This window comes from Pseudovibrio sp. Ad5, from assembly GCF_001623095.1.
Lineage (GTDB): Bacteria > Pseudomonadota > Alphaproteobacteria > Rhizobiales > Stappiaceae > Pseudovibrio.
In genome coordinates, this window is sequence record NZ_LMCH01000063.1 from 174,356 (window position 1) to 192,076 (window position 17,721).

Annotated in this window: 15 protein-coding genes; 6 read left to right on the forward strand and 9 right to left on the reverse strand. The window is 50.9% G+C overall.

What is annotated here, in order from left to right:
• Position 1: 1 nt before the first annotated feature.
• Together PsAD5_RS20540 and PsAD5_RS20545 are read right to left on the reverse strand one after the other, a co-directional pair.
• Complete coding sequence (locus PsAD5_RS20540) at positions 2-1,315, reverse strand: hypothetical protein (RefSeq protein ID WP_063293455.1); 1,314 nt, start codon at positions 1,313-1,315, stop codon at positions 2-4.
• Positions 1,315-2,952, reverse strand: coding sequence for an AMP-binding protein (locus tag PsAD5_RS20545; RefSeq protein ID WP_063293456.1), 1,638 nt, complete (start codon positions 2,950-2,952; stop codon positions 1,315-1,317). The genes PsAD5_RS20540 and PsAD5_RS20545 overlap by 1 nt, the downstream gene beginning before the upstream one ends.
• Before the next feature lie 152 nt (positions 2,953-3,104).
• Here PsAD5_RS20545 and PsAD5_RS20550 point away from each other — a divergent pair, with 152 nt between their 5' ends.
• The 3 genes from PsAD5_RS20550 to PsAD5_RS20560 all read left to right on the forward strand — a co-directional run bounded on the left by PsAD5_RS20550 (position 3,105) and on the right by PsAD5_RS20560 (position 5,396).
• Positions 3,105-3,926, forward strand: coding sequence for a DUF6502 family protein (locus PsAD5_RS20550; RefSeq protein ID WP_063293457.1), 822 nt, complete (start codon positions 3,105-3,107; stop codon positions 3,924-3,926).
• Positions 3,926-4,816, forward strand: a complete 891-nt coding sequence (locus PsAD5_RS20555) for a DUF5666 domain-containing protein (RefSeq protein WP_063293458.1) — start codon at positions 3,926-3,928, stop codon at positions 4,814-4,816. The genes PsAD5_RS20550 and PsAD5_RS20555 overlap by 1 nt, the downstream gene beginning before the upstream one ends.
• 184 nt (positions 4,817-5,000) lie before the next feature.
• Positions 5,001-5,396: a hypothetical protein gene (locus tag PsAD5_RS20560; RefSeq protein ID WP_063293459.1), complete on the forward strand. Its 396-nt coding sequence runs from the start codon at positions 5,001-5,003 to the stop codon at positions 5,394-5,396.
• 90 nt (positions 5,397-5,486) lie between these two features.
• Here the strand turns inward: PsAD5_RS20560 and PsAD5_RS20565 are convergent, their stop codons facing one another.
• Both PsAD5_RS20565 and PsAD5_RS20570 read right to left on the reverse strand, forming a co-directional pair.
• Complete coding sequence (locus tag PsAD5_RS20565) at positions 5,487-6,875, reverse strand: NAD(P)(+) transhydrogenase (Re/Si-specific) subunit beta (RefSeq protein ID WP_063293460.1); 1,389 nt, start codon at positions 6,873-6,875, stop codon at positions 5,487-5,489.
• A gap of 18 nt (positions 6,876-6,893) precedes the next feature.
• On the reverse strand, positions 6,894-8,462 hold the full coding sequence (locus tag PsAD5_RS20570; protein ID WP_063293461.1) for a Re/Si-specific NAD(P)(+) transhydrogenase subunit alpha: 1,569 nt from the start codon (positions 8,460-8,462) through the stop codon (positions 6,894-6,896).
• A gap of 844 nt (positions 8,463-9,306) precedes the next feature.
• Between PsAD5_RS20570 and PsAD5_RS20575 the strand changes: the two genes are divergently transcribed.
• Both PsAD5_RS20575 and PsAD5_RS20580 read left to right on the forward strand, forming a co-directional pair.
• A complete protein-coding gene (locus tag PsAD5_RS20575; RefSeq protein WP_208981801.1) occupies positions 9,307-9,654 on the forward strand; it encodes a hypothetical protein in 348 nt (115 codons plus the stop codon).
• A 121-nt stretch (positions 9,655-9,775) separates the two neighbouring features.
• The gene (locus tag PsAD5_RS20580) at positions 9,776-10,072 is read left to right on the forward strand and encodes a hypothetical protein (protein ID WP_063293462.1); all 297 of its coding nucleotides are present in this window, start codon (positions 9,776-9,778) and stop codon (positions 10,070-10,072) included.
• A gap of 119 nt (positions 10,073-10,191) precedes the next feature.
• Here PsAD5_RS20580 and PsAD5_RS20585 read toward each other — a convergent pair whose 3' ends face one another.
• The 3 genes from PsAD5_RS20585 to PsAD5_RS20595 all read right to left on the reverse strand — a co-directional run bounded on the left by PsAD5_RS20585 (position 10,192) and on the right by PsAD5_RS20595 (position 13,359).
• A complete protein-coding gene (locus PsAD5_RS20585) occupies positions 10,192-11,703 on the reverse strand; it encodes an FG-GAP repeat protein (protein ID WP_063293463.1) in 1,512 nt (503 codons plus the stop codon).
• A 187-nt stretch (positions 11,704-11,890) separates the two neighbouring features.
• Positions 11,891-12,241: a RidA family protein gene (locus tag PsAD5_RS20590; RefSeq protein ID WP_063293464.1), complete on the reverse strand. Its 351-nt coding sequence runs from the start codon at positions 12,239-12,241 to the stop codon at positions 11,891-11,893.
• 17 nt (positions 12,242-12,258) lie between these two features.
• Entirely contained in the window at positions 12,259-13,359 is a 1,101-nt protein-coding gene (locus PsAD5_RS20595; protein ID WP_063293465.1) for an NAD(P)/FAD-dependent oxidoreductase, read from the reverse strand.
• A 697-nt stretch (positions 13,360-14,056) separates the two neighbouring features.
• On the opposite strand from PsAD5_RS20595, the gene PsAD5_RS20600 reads away from it, so the two are divergent.
• Positions 14,057-15,040: a TRAP transporter substrate-binding protein gene (locus PsAD5_RS20600; protein WP_063293466.1), complete on the forward strand. Its 984-nt coding sequence runs from the start codon at positions 14,057-14,059 to the stop codon at positions 15,038-15,040.
• Between the two features lie 77 nt (positions 15,041-15,117).
• On the opposite strand, the gene PsAD5_RS20605 is transcribed toward PsAD5_RS20600, so the two are convergent.
• The gene (locus tag PsAD5_RS20605; RefSeq protein ID WP_063293467.1) at positions 15,118-15,906 is read right to left on the reverse strand and encodes a pentapeptide repeat-containing protein; all 789 of its coding nucleotides are present in this window, start codon (positions 15,904-15,906) and stop codon (positions 15,118-15,120) included.
• Positions 15,907-16,388: 482 nt separating this feature from the next.
• On the reverse strand, positions 16,389-17,534 hold the full coding sequence (locus PsAD5_RS20610; protein WP_063293468.1) for a helix-turn-helix transcriptional regulator: 1,146 nt from the start codon (positions 17,532-17,534) through the stop codon (positions 16,389-16,391).
• Positions 17,535-17,721 lie beyond the last annotated feature (187 nt).

Below are 17,721 nucleotides of genomic sequence, written 5' to 3' on the forward strand. Positions count from 1 at the left end.
ATCAGCTATCCCAAATTGCGCCGTAAGCAGGAATGCCGAAGCTTTCCATGTCGTGAACGAGTTTGCGGGTCAATTTCTGGTTGGAAATTACAATGACAGCCTCTGCTCCGCTCTCTTCAACTGCTTTCAGAGTTAATGCGGTCAGATCAGGCTTTCCTTGAGAATCCGTATCCCAGATCACCGGGTTCTCAGTGCTTGCCTCAATCTCATCAACGAAAGCATCGCCATAGGTTTTACGTGGGTTGCGTGTGGACCAAATCACCTTGTTCGGCACGTCACCTGCGAGCAGATGCGGCACGATTGGGCCAATGCCAGAACCAGTGCCGACGTAAACCACCTTCTTGAACAACACTTCGATACGCGCAACACCAGAGGTGGTGATGCCCTTCACCCAAACATGGCTTGGCGGGTTTTCAATGAAGTCTCCTGTCCAGTCCCCTGCCCGACTGATCGCGAGACGATACCCAGACTCTTTCGGAGACGGGATATTGGCAAACGCGTGATACTCGCCAAATGGTGTGTGACTGATTGCGTTTGAGCTGCCCGGGAAGGGAGTATCGCCATAATCGAACTTCGCCAAAACAGCATGGTTAGAAGGCTTTACCACGTCCACTTTGACACGCTTCAACGACAGCCATGGTGAGACGATGGACAGTGTGATCAGGCAGAGCATCCAGAATGCTGGGGTTTCCATAAGAACGCCACCAGTATCTTGCGTGATAGAAACAGTCTGTGCCCAAAACAAGCCAAGCACTGTCCAACCAACAAAACGGTGCACCTTCTCAAAGGTGTTATGATGGCGCGCGCGGAAACCTCCTTGTGCCGTGACGATCAGCAGGACCATCAACGAGACCATCGCCCCGCTGAGAGCAAGCGTTTGGTCTGACGGCAACGCTGCCCCTTCAATACGGTTAGCCACCATGGCGTAAAGCAGGAAGCCAAACCAGATTGTGCCGGACACTGTGCTGCTGGAATGAAGGCCACCGAAATGAAACACTTTGCCTGCACCCCAACGAAGCCAGAGCGGCCAGCTGGTTGGAATGCGGGTTGCCAGCCAGAACAAGGCGTTGACCACCCGTTGCTGCCGGATCAGGATGCCAAGAGACAGGTTGATCAGCGCCATATCTGCAATAGCACCAAGAGCAAAGCCGGTTTCGGCAAACCAGCGTCCCTCCTGTAAACCAGCGATGAAGACTGCGATATTGACCACGGCGACCAGCATCACCAGTCGGTTGTATTCCATCAAGGATGGATGGCGCGTAATACGACGCCAGTTGTAACTGCGTGTTTCGGCAGTTGTTGCTTCAATAGTCATTAATTTAACTCCACACCCTGAGCGTCAATATGGTCTTGTGCCAGCTTCAAAAGCAGGCGCTTGTCCAACTTCCCGCGTGGTGTGCGAGGCAACTCATCCATGGAAAGGATCAGTGTTGGACTACAATAATAAGGAAGTTTGTCTTTCACGGACTGCGCCGCGGTGTTGGTGCACACATTCGCCGGACTGATGAAGGCGACCAGGTTACGGCTGTCGAACTTGAGCGTGACCGCCTGATCACAGCCTTCCGTCGCTTCCAATGTGTTGGAAACGCCATCCAGCTCAACGCGAAAACCTCGGATTTTCACCAGATCATCAACCCGTCCAAAGTGCTCCAGCTCTCCGGTGTTTGTCCAGCGTCCAAGGTCTTTGGTGCGGAACATCATGTGACCGGGACGGAATGGGTCAGGTCGATAACGGTCAAGCGTAAGCTCGGGATTGGCAAGGTATCCAGCAGTTACACAATCACCACCAGCCCACATTTCGCCCTTCTCGCCAATGGCAACGGGGCGCAGGTTTTCATCCAGAACATAAACCGTGTTGTTGGGTGTCGGACGCCCAATGGAGAGGATTTCCTTTCCCGGATAATGCGGTTCGGCTGTATTGATGATGGTGGTTTCTGTTGGGCCACAAGAATTGTAGAATCGGCAGAAACTGCTCCATGCGTCTGCAAGTGGTCTTGGGCATGGTTCTCCCGCGACAGCAGCAGTTTGCACCTGCTGGCAACGGCTGTGGTCAAGTGAGTTCAGGATTGACGGTGTTGCAATCAGCACGTCCACCTTTTCGGCTGTTTCCTGAATGCTTTTGCCGCGAATAACCAGCGTAGCGCCGTTTGAAACAGCACCAAGAGTTTCCCAAGCCGCCATATCAAATGCGATCGAAAGAATTTGACCCACCCGAAACCCCGGACGCATGCCAAGATCACCGGGGCTGGTTTGCAAAATGTTGCATAGGTTCTTGTGGGTGATCTGAACGCCATTCGGGACGCCTGTAGTGCCAGAGGTGAACAGGATCATGCACAGATCGTCCGGCTGTGCTTTATGTTGTTCGCCCTCTAGTGGCGTGGCCGGCAGAGTTTCATCCTCGATCACATCTTCAATCGCGATAAGAGTTTGGCCCTCTGCAACCGGCACCTGATCTTTAAGGCTGCGCAGCGTCAGAATGACTTCGGCACCGGTCACTGCTGCGATGTGGTTCAATGCCTTTTCAGGAGCGACGCCCACATGCTGTGGAATATAGGCAGCACCTACGCGAAGAGCTGCGACGATGCCGACCAGCATTGGAATGGAACGCTGCAGGTACAGACAAACGGCGTCCCCTCTCTTTACGCCGTGCTGTGCCAAGGTGTGAGTGAGCCGGTTCGCGGCGTCATTCAGCTCACCGTAGCTGATCTCCTGATCTTGATACTCAGCTGCGACGGCATTTGGCTGCGCAGCCATAAAGTGGTTCATTGCGGAAATGATAGTTGGAAAGCGTGGAGCGGTTTCTGGTCCCCATCCAAAATCCAGAAAACGTTCCTGATCAAAATCGCTCAATGCCGACTGAAGTGGATTACGTGGCGCAACTCCTGTCAGTTTTGGCATGGCCGGAAACACTGGCCGAATGTCATTTAGATAATCTGCAGCAATATCCCGCATGGCGAGTCCCTCTTATGGTGATAATCACTCATTCTAGATAATGGGAAAAATTCCCATTTGAGTATAACAAGTGTTCAACAAGCAGTAACGAATTCGTAGGATGAAAAATTCTGGTGTAATGATTAGAGAACTGGACAGCACAGGAAACGGAAATGAGTCCCGAGCAAACAGACCCTTTTGAGACCGCCCTCACAGCGCTTCTTGCCCCATTGGCAAAAGCGATGGTGGCGCGTGGCGTCACAATCGGGCCAGCGACCGAGGCACTGAAACGGGCCCTGCTCCAGGCCGCTATTGAGGAAAATCCCGGTAAGACGACAGATAGCCGCGTCAGCCTTAAGACCGGCATTCACCGTAAGGATGTCAAACGGTTACGATCTGATGAAAACGGCAGTTCTCTCAAGAAATCCGTCAATGCGACGGCCCTTGCGATCAGTTATTGGGCAACGTCTCCAGAGTTTCAAAGCGCAGAAGGAACGCCCCGGAATTTGCCGCGGCAAGGCAGCGAAAAGGAGCCTGGCTTTGACGAGCTGGTTCGCCTCACACGCGCTGATATGGCGCCTGGAACTGTTCTTGAGGCTCTCGTTGAGCAGGGTGTCGTTACGGAATTAGATGACGGATTTTATCGTTTATTGACTCACGCCCTTTTGCCCGCACCTGGAAGTGCCGAACAAGTTGCTGCCTATCAGGCGACACTTTCGACGCACCTTTCGGCCGCTACCCACAACTTAATTGCCCCTCAGGGAGAAGCTCTCAATTTTGATCGAATCCTGCGTTATTCGCATTTGTCAGAGGAGTCAGTGGAGACTCTGAACAGGTTGACGCAAGAGAAGGCCCAGATGCTTTTGGAAGAAGTCAACGCTCTGGCACGGGAGATGCAAATGAATGATGCGGAACAGACCGCCAATGGCCGTTTTGCCTTTGGGGCCTACGTCCTTCCAAAAAAAAAGCCAAAATCAGATGAGGCTGCTGCGTAATGGTTTGGAGGCACACACTTTCCGCTTTGATAGCATCCACTTTTCTGATCGCTCCAGCAGCAGGCCACGCAGAAGAAGAGCGTGAAGGCGGTATTTTGGGGACTGGCATTGTCGGCACGATTACGCGTCTCGGCAGCATTATCGTAAATGATCAACGCGTCACCTTCCCTCCGGATCTGCCAGTCAAGAATGAACTTGGCCCTCTGACGGCCTCGCAATTGGTACCGGGAGATACGGTTGCCGTTGTTGCTGCTCTGACTGGCTCAAATTGGGAAGCGAAGAGTATCCGCAGAATTGTGCCGATCATCGGGCCTGTTTCTGAAGTGAAGTCAGATGAGACTGGCAGAACCTTTGAGATTATGGGAACGTTCGTTCACGTACCAGAGGCCATCACGACCACGGTGAAGCAAGGGGACTGGGTTGCGATCAGCGGTCTGTGGCAAGATGAAGATGTGGTTGCAACACGCGTTGAGGTGGTTCCACCCCGCCAGTCCGCAGTCATCATCGGCAGTAACCTTTCTGTTGGCGCAAGCAATGTTCCACAGATCGGTAACACGTTGATTGCAGGCATTATTCCGCAACACGTTCAGTCCGGTGATGTTATCCGTGTCATTGGGATACCTGAAGCTGGCAGTATCCGCGCGACCTCGTTAGAGGCTGGGATCTTTGATGGAAAGGTTGGGCTGGTTCAGGCCGAAGGCTACTTGTCTCCGCCAAACTCGACCGGTCTTTACACCTTGCTCGGCTCCGGCATGGTGGCCTTCACAGACCAACCAGACATGATCGACGAAACAGCCAAGGTGGTTGTGTGTGGGTATGATGGCGAGCTTGGAAGTGACCCGACCAAGGCAGCAGATCCTGAATTACTGGAGAAGCTTGGCTGTCAGTAGCTGTCTCGGGAGCGCGTGGCTAAACGGCTACGCGTTCCTGACAAATATCATATACTTGCGTATATCTACCACATACTGTTCTAGCTGATTAATAAGTAGCTACAGACTCTTTGCTTCTTTTGTTCCTTCTGCCTACAAGGCTTGAAAACTGGAGCATTGACAACTGAATTAGGCGGGAACTGAGATGATCAAGTATTTTGTTGGAGCAGTTTTTTTGATTACTGGTCTAAGCACAGCGGCTGCAGAGACACATTCGCGCGATGTCGCCGCGCGCAAAGCGTCCGTTGTCAACGGACATGTCTATTATAACCAAAACCAATGTACCTCAGGTCCAATTGCTCAAGTAAAGGTCAAAGTTGCGCCCAAGCATGGAAGCGTTGAAATCCGCAGAACAACGTACAACCCTCCTAAAGGGCAACGTTGCTACGGAAAGAAGTTTAACGCTGTCGTTGTTGTATACACCCCGAAGAAAGGCTATCACGGCAAGGATACATTTAAGACTAGGCATTCAATGCCTAAGTATGTTCAGGGTAGCCAGATGAATTACTTTACCGATACCTATAAGATAAACGTAAAATAGGTAGTGCCATTTGCAGAGGCATTGCAAGAAAAGAAAACCCCGGAACGTTCCTCACGTTCCGGGGTTTATCGTTTTTATCAAGAAATCAAACTAGCTGATTTTGCTCAGTAGGTTGTTCATGGAACTCTTCGCATCGCCGTAGTACATGCGGGAGTTCTCTTTGTAGAACAGCGGGTTCTCGATGCCGGAGTAACCGGTACCCTGACCACGTTTGGAGATGAACACGTGCTTGGCTTTCCAAACTTCCAGAACTGGCATGCCAGCGATTGGTGAGTTTGGATCTTCCTGAGCAGCCGGGTTCACGATGTCGTTGGCGCCAATGATGATGACAACATCTGTATCAGGGAAATCATCGTTGATCTCATCCATTTCCAGAACGATATCGTAAGGCACTTTCGCTTCAGCGAGCAGCACATTCATGTGGCCTGGCAGACGGCCTGCAACCGGGTGGATTGCGAAGCGGACGTTCTTGCCTTTGGCACGCAGACGCTTGGTCAGCTCAGAAACAGACTGCTGTGCCTGAGCAACGGCCATGCCGTAACCTGGTACAATCACAACGCTATCTGCATCATTGAGTGTTTCAGCTACGAAGTCCGTATCAGTTGGAACCATCTCGCCTTCGATTTCCTGTGTTGGACCAGTCGTGGTGCCAAAACCGCCAAGAATAACGGAGACGAAGTGACGGTTCATCGCCTTACACATGATGTAAGAGAGGATCGCACCGGAAGAACCAACCAGAGCACCTGTAACGATCAGCAGGTCGTTGCCAAGCAAGAAACCTGTCGCCGCTGCCGCCCAACCGGAGTAGGAGTTCAGCATGGAAACAACAACGGGCATGTCAGCGCCGCCGATGGCCATGACCATGTGCCAACCGATGAAGAAGGCGATCAGGGTCATCAGGTAGAGCGTCCAGGACCCTGCGTGGTTCATGTACATGAACATCAGGATCACTGCGAGAATGAGCAAGCCTGCGTTGAGAGCATGACGACCCGGCAGCAAAAGTGCCTTACCACCGATCTTTCCAGCAAGCTTGCCGTAAGCGACAATGGAGCCGGTGAAGGTGATAGCACCGATGAAGACGCCGATGAAGATTTCAGCTTCATGGATAACCAGCTCCGCGCCTGCCAAACCTGCTGGTGGAGCGATATCAGAGTTGATGCCGATGAACACAGCAGCCAGACCCACGAAGGAGTGCAGAGCAGCCACAAGCTGCGGCATGCCAGTCATTTCAACGCGTTGAGCCACAATCACGCCGGCAGTGGAGCCAACGGTTACAGTCACAAGCAACATGATCAAAACGGCTGGGCTTGTAAGATCAACACCAGGGCCAAATACTGTTGCAAGAACAGCCAGTGCCATACCGACGATGCCAAACCAAACAGCGCGTTTTGCGCTTTCCTGATTGGACAGACCGCCCAGAGACAGGATGAAGAGTACGGTTGCCGCAATATAAGCGGCGGTTTGAAGTCCAATAGACATAATGCTTCCCTCCCCCGCTTAAGACTTGTTGAACATCTGGAGCATACGGCGCGTGACCATAAACCCGCCGACGATGTTGACCGATGCAATCAGCACCGAGATGCCGGCGAGGAACCAGACGATCCAGCTGCCAGAGCCAAGCTGCAGCACGGCGCCAAGAATGATGATGCCAGAGATTGCGTTGGTCACAGCCATAAGCGGTGTATGCAGGGAGTGAGCCACACCCCAGATCACCTGGAAGCCAACAAACACTGCGAGGACAAACACGATGAAGTGTTGCATAAAGCTTTCAGGCGCGTAGGCACCTATCAACGCCATAACTGCACCACCACCAATCAAAAGACCGAGCTGTTTGCGACCGGCAGCTTTGGCAGCAGCAGCCTCTTCAAGCGCGAGTTCCTCAGGGGTTTTCTCAGGCGCCTTTGGCTTTTGAGCAGCAATTGCAGCGATCTTCGGCTTTGGTGGAGGGAAGGTGATTTCCCCGTCTTTGGTTGCCGTTGCACCGCGGATAACATCGTCTTCCATGTTGATATTGGCCTGACCGTCCTTCTCAGGGGTCAGATCAAACATCATGTGGCGGATGTTGGTCGCGTAAAGCGTGGAGGACTGCGTTGCCATGCGGGATGGGAAGTCAGTATAACCGATCACGGTGACGCCGTTGTCGGTTACGATCTTCTCGTCCATCTTGGTCAGTTTACAATTGCCGCCTTTTTCAGCAGCAAGGTCAACAATCACAGAACCCGGCTTCATGGACTGGACCATGTCTTCGGTCCAGAGCTCAGGCGCATCGCGGCCCGGGATCAGCGCTGTGGTGATGACGATGTCAACATCTGGTGCTAATTCGCGGAATTTCGCCAGTTGCGCTTCGCGGAATTCTGGTGAAGAAACAGAGGCATAGCCGCCAGTGGAGGCGCCGTCCTGCTGCTTTTCCTCAAAGTCCAGATAAACGAACTCAGCGCCCATGGATTCGACCTGCTCAGCCACTTCCGGGCGAACGTCGAACGCAAGGGTGATCGCGCCAAGAGAGGTTGAAGCGCCAATTGCGGCAAGACCAGCAACGCCAGCGCCGATGACGAGGACTTTGGCTGGTGGCACTTTACCGGCAGCGGTGATCTGGCCGGTGAAGAAGCGTGGGAAGTTGTTGCCAGCTTCCATAACAGCGCGGTAACCAGCGATGTTGGCCATGGATGACAGAGCATCCATCTTCTGTGCGCGCGAGATACGCGGCACCATATCCATCGCCAGCACGTTGACCTTTTTATCGGCAAACTGCTGAAGAAGCTCACCATTTTGCGCTGGCCAGAAGAAGCTGATGAGGGTTTGTCCCTCGTGTGTCAGTTCCAGTTCAGACGCTTCGGGCGGACGGACCTTGATAACAATATCTGCGGTTTCCCAGAGCGTTTTTGCATCTGCGATAACCTTTACGCCAGCATCTTTATAATCTGTGTCAGAGAAGTTTGCAGCTTCACCGGCGCCGGATTCAATAGCGCACTCATATCCCAGCTTTTGCAGCTGTTGGGCGCTGTCCGGCGTCAACGCGACCCGACGTTCCCCGTCAAGGACTTCCTTGGCAGCCCCTATGATCATGTTCTAACCTCTTGCCTGTTAAATAGGTTTCCAGCAGAAATCGCTCGTTACCAACTGTTCCAATCGTTTTTTATTCTCTTTCCCAGCGTAGGCGCTGGTATCGTTTTTGTGCAATGCACCAAAGGCCCTAAACTTTACCGAACCGACCAAAGGAATCTCTTTGACCAATTTTGCTCGAAAGGCAGGTTAAGCTCCTTTGCGTAAACTGCAAGTCTCTCCTAAAAACTTCGAAAATCCCTTCATCTTTAAAATGGACCTCGTTCAAATCCCAGTAGGGTAAAGCCCTATCTGAACGACAGTTGATCACCTTTACCCAAGTGTTTGAGCTCAAACTAAAGAACGAGGTGGATAAGTGAAATTGAATGAATCTCAATATAGTTCACATATATAAGAGCGAAGGTGAGTATAAACCGCATTTCATGCAGATTATCGGGGTTTATACTTGCATTTGCTCTTGGGCCGCGCAGAGGAAAACTATGCCTAAAGTGGGAGATTAACTGAAATATATTTATGTCTCAGTCTGAAGTTACAGGTAGATATACCAGCTTATCACTTTGGCGCATGTGACAACCTGACATAGAAGCTGCCCCTTCACCCATTCACGAAAGCCACTTTCCGCCTTTGCGTTATTCTGTGCGTTTCTTTGCGCGATTTTGCGTTTTTATGCGTTGCTATGAGAAATCCAGCTGAAATAGGTCTTCAGGAAGGTGGCGTACCACTCCACCACGGTAGGTTCTCACCGCTGTACCCTGACAGGCCACACTTTGCTGATGATTGTTCTTTGCATACGTGCTAAGGGCGCCCTTCACCAAATTAAAAGACCAACGCTACGGCGCTTCACCGCATGGGCATAAGTTGGCTTGCTGAGGGGCATAAGACAAATCAGATGATGGATGCTTTACGGTACATCGGATTAATCGTGATTTTCGCTGGAACTATCTACTCGTTTCACAAGATCCGGCAGAGGCCAGAATACGAAGAGCTGAGAAAGCGCAATCTCGCGCGCAATCTGAATTTCATCTTCCTGCTGCCCGCATTTTGGTACAAGAAGGAGCCTGCACTGAAGCCAGCCTATGTGAAACTGGCTAAGATTGGTCTTGTTCATGCGTTTGGCGCCCTGTTCGGGATATTGGGCTATTTTTATCTTCTGGATTTCATTTACTTCTATATGACTGGCCGATTACCCTTATAATCTCTGAAAACAGCTGGAAGAATTTATCCCCCTCCTCCAGGTCTGTGGCATTCTGTTTGTATGGAATGCACTCGAAGAATAGACACTCAGAGATAACTGGCTGCAGGGAGAAAACCAAGAAATGGACGCCGCGTTCTATATTGGCATCTTCTTGATCTGTACCGGCAGCCTCTACACCTTTTACAGGATCACTCAGAAGTCAGAATATGATCTGCTGCGAAAGCACTCTTCCAGTAAGAACTATAAGCTCGCTGTTCAAACGCCTGCTTTCTGGCGCAGGCAGGATACCGCGTTCAGGCGCGCATCCGCCAAACTTCTCGCAACTGGCATCCTCTACGCCCTTGGCTTGCCTGTCACAATCTGGCTCTACGCCACCCTCCTCGCTCTTCTGGAGCTCTACTCAGATGGCCGTTTATAAGCCCTCAGAGAGAAAGACCATGTCCCTCTCTCTGAGTGTTTTGCAATTCTGATCAGGAGGAACAGTTGTAAGCCAACAGCTACTCGAAGGGTTCGAAATTGCTGGCTCGCACGCACGACTTAGACAAACTGGAAATCATCTACGTGGAGGTCTGCCAATGAAACATTTTTCAATGTTACAGAGTTATCAGCGTCAAGGGGGATGACCGTATCAGCACCATTCGTGCTGGCAGCAGCAACCACTTCATCGAAATCAGCAAGTACCGCCTGATCAAATTCGATCACATCATTTGATCCTTCGCCAACTTCAAAATCTACAAGTGTTGCCTGACCAAAGCCACTTTGCGAGAGATCGAAGGTTTCGTTTTCAGCCATTTCTGGCTGCGTCTCATTAGCCGTGTTGGTGTAGTTGCCGTGCTCGTCTGGTTCAATGACGTAAATTGCGCCCGTATCAAAGGCGGTTTCTGTGTCTTCACCTGGTTTGCCGATGATAATTGCTCCGGCTTCATTGATGGCTACAGAATATCCAAACTCATCGGCATATATTGTATCAGGTACCGCGACTTTAAATTCTTTGTAGCTGCCGTCATCCTGAGCTGTGAACACTGAGACAAAACCACCTGTTTCCGTTGCCTTTGCTCCGATGACGACTACACCAGAAGAATTCATGGCTACAGAGGAGCCAAACATATGGCCATCAGCTGGATCGGATACAGTAAATTCAACTTTTTGAGTGTAGTTTCCTTGTGTGTCTGGTTTGAAAAGCAAAACAGAACCGGCAACATATTTTCCATCAACCATGTTGCCTGGCTGACTCACCAAAATCTCTCCAACATCATTGACTGACACAGCAGCTCCAAGCTGGTCATTAAAGAACAAGTCATCCACTTCGAGTTTGATTGGGTCTTCATATCCATTCTCTGTGGGTTTGTAGACGTATAAAGCCCCTGTTGTAGTTTGCTCGCCAGAAGCCCCGACAGCAATAAGACCATCCTCATTGATGGAGACTGATGAACCAAAGTAGGCGGCTACAGAAGGTGCACTCAGTTTTAGTTCTGTGTAACTCCCATCTTCTTGCGGAGTAAAGACGTAGATAGCGCCGGCGTTATAGACACCGTCTGCATCCTCACCCTTTGCTGCTACTACAATTTGTCCATTTTCATTTACCGAGACTGCAGAGCCGAAGAAGTCAATATGATCGGTATCTGAAGCTATCAGTTTGATGGGGGCAGAATAGTAACCATCTTCACCAAGTGGGTACACATAAACTGCTCCGCCCTGATATAAGCCATCTAGACTGGCATGAGGGGCGCCAACAATCAGAGTGTCGTCGTTCATGATGCTTATTGCCTCACCGAATTGAGCTTCGGTAAGATCTTCTGGTGCGGCTACATATATTTCTTCATAATTGCCATCGCCTAGAGGTCGAAAAATTGTAACGGAGCCAGATCGGATCAGGTCTGCTTCAGCAGCCGTGCTTGCTCCTACAGCGATAACCCCTGCCTCATTAATTGCAACAGAATTTCCTAATCTGCCTTCCTGGCTGATTCCTGGTACCGTTAACCTCAGAAACTCAGTAATTAGGTTGGTTTCTTCCGATGAAAGTGAAGGGTTTTGAACTGTGTTGCTCATTGTAACTAACTCTATAAATGATTGCAGTATGCACAAAATAGAAGTTAGGTGTATAAGTAATTTTATGCAACTTTAAAGTGCATTAGCGACAATGAGAAAGCTTCTAAATCGTGTCCTTGAAGCGCTCATTTAGATGCTATTGACATGGGCTCAAAATGAGCCCATGCGTCGAATATAGAGCACCCAATCAAGCCGTGGCGGCTGTGATGAGGATTTCTACTTTGAGGCTGTCGAGGGCGAGTTTGCATTCGCCGCAGGCGCGGGCCGGTGGGTTTTGCGGGTCAACCCATGCGTCCCAAACGGAGTTCATCTCAGCAAAATCGGCAACATCATTCAGCCAGATGGTGGCTTGCAGGATGCGGGACTTGTTGGAGCCAGCGTCTTCCAGCAGTATCTCAATATTGGCGAGAATGGCGCGGGTCTGGTCAGCTGCGGTTTTGCCGTTGGTGTCGACCTGACCGGAAAGATGCACGATGCCGTTGTAAACGACGATCTGGCTCATGCGCGGGCCTTTGCCCAGGCGAGTAATATCAGACATGGGGGACTTCCTATGCTTTATGTAAATCGGTTTGGTGAAAGCGCTGCCACAATCTCCTCCGGGAGTTCCGAAGGACGTTTGAGGCAGAGATCTGCGGTGAGACAGGAGAGCGCCGGGCTGGTTTGAATGCCATACCCACCTTGTGCGGCGAGCCAGAAAAAGCCTTCTGCATCAGGAGCAAACCCCACAACGGGGCTGCGGTCCTCCACAAAACTGCGAAGGCCTGCCCAGCTGTGTTCCACACGGGTGACGGAGAAGTTCACGGCATTTTCAAAACGGTACAGGCCTTCGGCGAGCACCATGTCATCCACGAAGGCATCATGAGGCTCAACGGGGTCGGCATCCACGGGAGAAACGAGCAGTTTGCCCGCTTCTGGCTTGGCGTAAAAAGGTTCTGCGGCGCCCTCAAACAAAGGCCAGTTGCTGCTGTCGACACCGTCCGGCAAGGGTAGAATTGCAGCGGTCCTTCGCTTTGGGGTCAGGCCAATTGTTTTGATGCCTGCAAGTTCAGCAATCTTGTCAGCCCATGCGCCTGCGGCGTTGATCAGAACAGGCGCGCAAAATGAACCTTTTGGCGTGGTCACCTGCCAAAGTCCGTCTTGCCGCTCGATTTGATTGGCAGGTGCTGAAAGGACGATCTCTCCACCACGGGATTTGAAGAGGCGGGCATAGCCTTGAAACAGGCGGTCCACGTCAATGTCTAATGCGTTAGGCTCGTAAAGCGCGGAGGAGACTTTTTCCGGGTCGAGGATTGGGACCATGGCGAGGGCCTCTTCAGCGCTGCGCGTCTCCAACCCTTCTGCGTCTTCCTCGTAGGTTTCCAGTTGGTCTTCCTTGCCCTTTTCCGCCAGCATCAATAGCCCGCGCCGCGTGAGCACGGAGCCCTCGCAGATGCCTTGCGGGTTCATGAGGGTGGGTTCGGAAGCGGCGTTTAAAGCGCGGATGACGGCATTGCCGTAGTTGCGAATGAAGATCGCGGCAGAGCGGCCTGTTGAGTGATGGCCGATCACATCTTCCATTTCGAGCACAATGGCTTTTGCGTTCTCTGCCAGTTGAGAGGCTGCACTGATGCCAGCGATGCCGCCGCCGATAATCAGGAAATCGCAATGCTGTGCCATGTCAAACCTCACAAAGATAAAAAGCAAGGCTGATATATCTAGTAAAGCGCGCGGCGATGCGAGGAAAAACCGATCTTACGCACTTTTATATTGTTCCCATAACAATGTTTGGACTGCAGGTTATCATTTGGTTAGGATGGCTTGAAGTATTGGTCGGCCAATTTTGAAAAGGCAAAGAACTGCCAAAAAATACGAATCTCTCTCGGGACAAACTGGGGGTTGCTCTGAGGTTGTATGTATTTGGTCGACCTATTTTGAGTGATTTCGATCGAGAGGTCGGACATTTTTTCAGATCGGCTGCCAATGCATGCCAGTCAGTATAGTTAAATGTAAGTTTCTGTCAGATTTAGCATTAGGCCTAGCATTGAAATATAGAGGTCGGTTACTGCGAGCTGTGTTCGATGTAAGTTGATGCTAATATTATTATTACTCAGAAAGCGTTAGTAAACCTGACTTTTAATGAAGATTATGTGACTTGAATCAACTGTGTTTTGTTTTTCTGGGGTGCGTTCCGCGAGGCGTGACCAATTGTCAGTGCCAACACCTAGATTTGATATTTTGGTTGACCTTTTTGTGAAATTGGTCAGAAGTACTGGTAAGGGATGTCGCCGAAGGGAAGATCGGTCTCATTCCGATAAATCGGGAATTCCGTAGCAGGCGTCGTTTGTCTGTGTACTTCAAGGGAGAATTTAGAAGAATGTTCCGCAAGTCTCATTTTATTGGTGCTGTGCTTACATCTGCTCTTATGGTTGGCGCGACCGTTGCAGAAGCGAAGACCCTGAAGGTCAGCCATAACCTGCCGACTGACAACCCGGCACATATCTCTCTGGAGTTCATGGCAAAGCGCGTTAAAGAGCTTTCCGGCGGCGATGTTAAAATGCGCATCTTCGCAAACGCGCAGCTTGGCACACAGCGTGAATCCGTTGAACTGATGCAAAACGGCCTTTTGGACATGGCCCGTTCCAATGCAGCAGAAATGGAAGCTTTCGAAGAGTCTTACTCCGCGTTGACCCTCCCATACATCTTTGAGAGCGAAGACCACTATTACAAAGTGCTGACCTCTGATGTTGCTGAAGACGTCTTCATGGCTTCCAAGGACAAAGGCTTTGTTGGTCTGGCGTTTATGGTAGACGGTTCCCGCTCGTTTTACGCAAACAAAGCAATCAACAGCCCAGCTGATCTGAAGGGTATGAAGATCCGCGTTCAGCCTTCCCCATCCGCAATCCAGATGGTTGAACTGCTTGGCGGCGCGCCTACCCCAATCTCCTTCGGCGAGCTGTATTCCGCTCTGCAGCAGGGCGTGGTTGATGGTGCTGAAAACAACCCGCAGGCACTGGTGGATGTGCGCCACGGTGAAGTTGCAAAAGTCTACTCCCGTGATGAGCACACCATGATCCCTGGCGTTCTGATGGTCTCCACCAAAGTGTGGGATGGTCTGGAAGCAGAGAGCCAGAAAGCGCTGAAAACAGCTGCGCGTGAAATGATGGACTTCCACCGCGAGCTTTACAACAAGCAGACCCTTGAAGCGATTGAAGCTGCAAAAAACAAGCTTCAGGTGAAGTTTGTGGAAGTTGAAAAAGCTCCATTCATCAGCGCAGTTCTGCCAATGCATGACGCGCTTGCAGAAAAGTCACCTCAACTGGCTGATCTGGTTGCACGCATCAAAGGCCTTGCAAAATAAGCAAACACTCTCCGGGCAATGAACTTAAACCCCGTCTCACCTGAGGCGGGGTTTTTGTATGGAAGACTGTGCTGGCTTTAGTCCGGATCAACCTTGATGCCGAGGCCGTGCAACAGAAGGTGTTGCTGGCTGGCGGAAACAATCATACCCCGATATCCACGCAGGCTTGTTAGGAAGAGCGCACCCAAATCAGCACCTCGCAAGTCCGCGTAGGTCAGATCAAGATCTTCCGTCTCCGCATCAGAAAGCGTGCTGCGCTTCAGGTCTGCATTGGTCAGGTTCGTGTTGGACAGATTGCTGCTGGTCAGATCGCAGTCGGTGAGAATGCATTCCTCAAGATCCAGATCAGACAGGGTTGCGTAGTTCAGCTGACAGTCTGTGAATGTTGCCCGTGTCTTCAACGCGCGTTTGCCAGCAACCTTGCCAAAGTCACAACCCGCAAGTGAGGCGCCCGTCAAACGGGAATTCTGGAAGGTGATGCAGAACATTTGCGAATACGGAAAGATGGTGAGGCGCAGATCGCAGTTGTGAAACTCCACATTGCTCAGGTCTGCGTGGCGAAAGCACCCGCCTGCCCGTGTGTCGGCATAATAAAAGCTGCAGTTTTCAAACTTTGCCTCACGCAGATCGCAGCTTTTGAAGGTGCAGGCCGGGAACTGGGTGTCTTTCCAGCTGCTTTCACGAAAATCTACGGAATTGAAGTCACCTTCGGGCTCAAAACTGCAATTGACAAACTGCGCATCCCGCAAGTCTTTGCCCTCAAGCCAGGACGCTTCCAGCTCAGCATCTTCAATTGGTCTGCCAGATTCCAAATGCGCCGAGAATTTTTCATAGGTGAGAGCGGTGGAAGTATCTGAGGAAGTCATGTGAGCACCGTGATGAACGAGGAGATAACCACTGTGCCATGTGCAGTGGGTGCGTTCAATCCGACAGGTTCAATTAAGCAAGAAAAGACCGGCGTCGCCTTTTGAAATATGGAAGGCTAAGCCGGCTAGGCAATAATTTGCAACAATACAGGCGGCTCATTTCCCAAGCAAACAAACCACCAAGCAGCAAACTTAAGGACCGAATTGCGGTTGAAGGTATGCCTTCTGTGCCAAGACTGCCTCCGAAAACCTGTGCTCCCGACGCCTCTTGTTTGCTGAGTTAAATTTACTCAGAATTTTTCGAGGTGACTTGATGCAATTGCACTAATTTTCTGCAGAAAAACATAAAATTCTAAAATAGGGTGGTAACGCGCTGATATATCTAGCGAAAATATCAGATTATTTTCCTCTGCAATATGTCAGATGCATGAAATTGAGGGGGTCGGTTTAGGTCACTGAGGGAAAACCCTGAAGGGATTATATCAGGCCTGCCACGGATAGCGTGAAAGCGTGGTCATCACCAGCCGCACGATCTCCGTTTGCGAGCCAACATCCAGCCGTCGGGACACGTTGGCGATGTGGTTTCGTGCGGTATTGTAAGAAATGCCGAGTTGCTCAGCAGCGTCTCGTGTTGACGCACCATTGGTCAGCGCCTTCACAACCTCGGTTTCCTTCGGGGTGAGATTCAGCAGATGGCTGATCATCTTGTCTGGCACTTCGGCAAAATCGGTCGGATCAAAGATCATCATCAGGCAGTATTTTGGTCTGGCCAAAAATTGCGAGAGATACGCAGGAGCGTCCTTTTGGGTCTCGATAGGCTGGATAAAGACCAGTGTGTTCGGACCAAATTCGTTGCGGATGATGACCGGAGACGGCAGGGTGTGGGTGTAGATGGATTGCCTGACTGCGCTTTCCAGTGCGCTGGCCTCATCCACGGCCTTGGCAGAGAGCCGCATATAACGCCCAAGCTGCAAGTTGGTGTGCTTGCTCAGCAGTTTTTCTGCGCGCCCGTTCATCACTTGCACGCCGCTGTTTTCATCCACCACCAGAGCGCTGAATGGCATCTGCTCCAACCAGAACTTGCCTAATGCCTTGGTGGGGGCAATCGCCTCGCGCATGCGGCGTTGCAAAGCCAGCTGAAAAGCATTGCGGAAATACGGCTGCAGGAACTTCACTTCCTCATAGAGCTGGTCCTCATCTCTTTCTGACACAGCATAAGGAAGGGAGATGTTGATGTAGGAACACAAACCGTTTTGACGATCGATCATCAAAGTAATCGCGCGATCGATATTATCGTTGGGCTCAATGAAGTTGCCGACATAATCAGCGTGGATGTCTTCTTTGCGGAAATGACGATGCGGGCGACAGGGCTCTTCAATATCAACCCGCTTTAAAACGGAGGGCAGCGGATTGAGCTGGGCAACGGGCGCAAAGCTGTCGTGGAAGGCCTGCCCTACATTCAAAACCTTGCGATAGTCATAGTGACGGTCTGCCAGGCTTTGCACATTGATGGCAAAGGGAAACTCTGAGTACTTTGTCTGCAGTTGCTTCAACGCATTTTCCAGCGGCTCTTCATTCATGAAGGTCCGGAAGATATCGCTGATACTCTGATCAAGGAGCGGTGTCATAATCTATGGTCTGCAATATGGCTCGAAAGGAGTGGTACAGAGCGGTAATCAAAGATCTCTAATAAAGAAACCGCTTAAGTATTGAGCCGTCAGACGGGTTAAATCAAGTAAGTTGACCGTTTGGTCTAAAAAGAAACTGACGCTGCGATATATCAGCAACAGTGCATAGGTATATATGAGAATATTC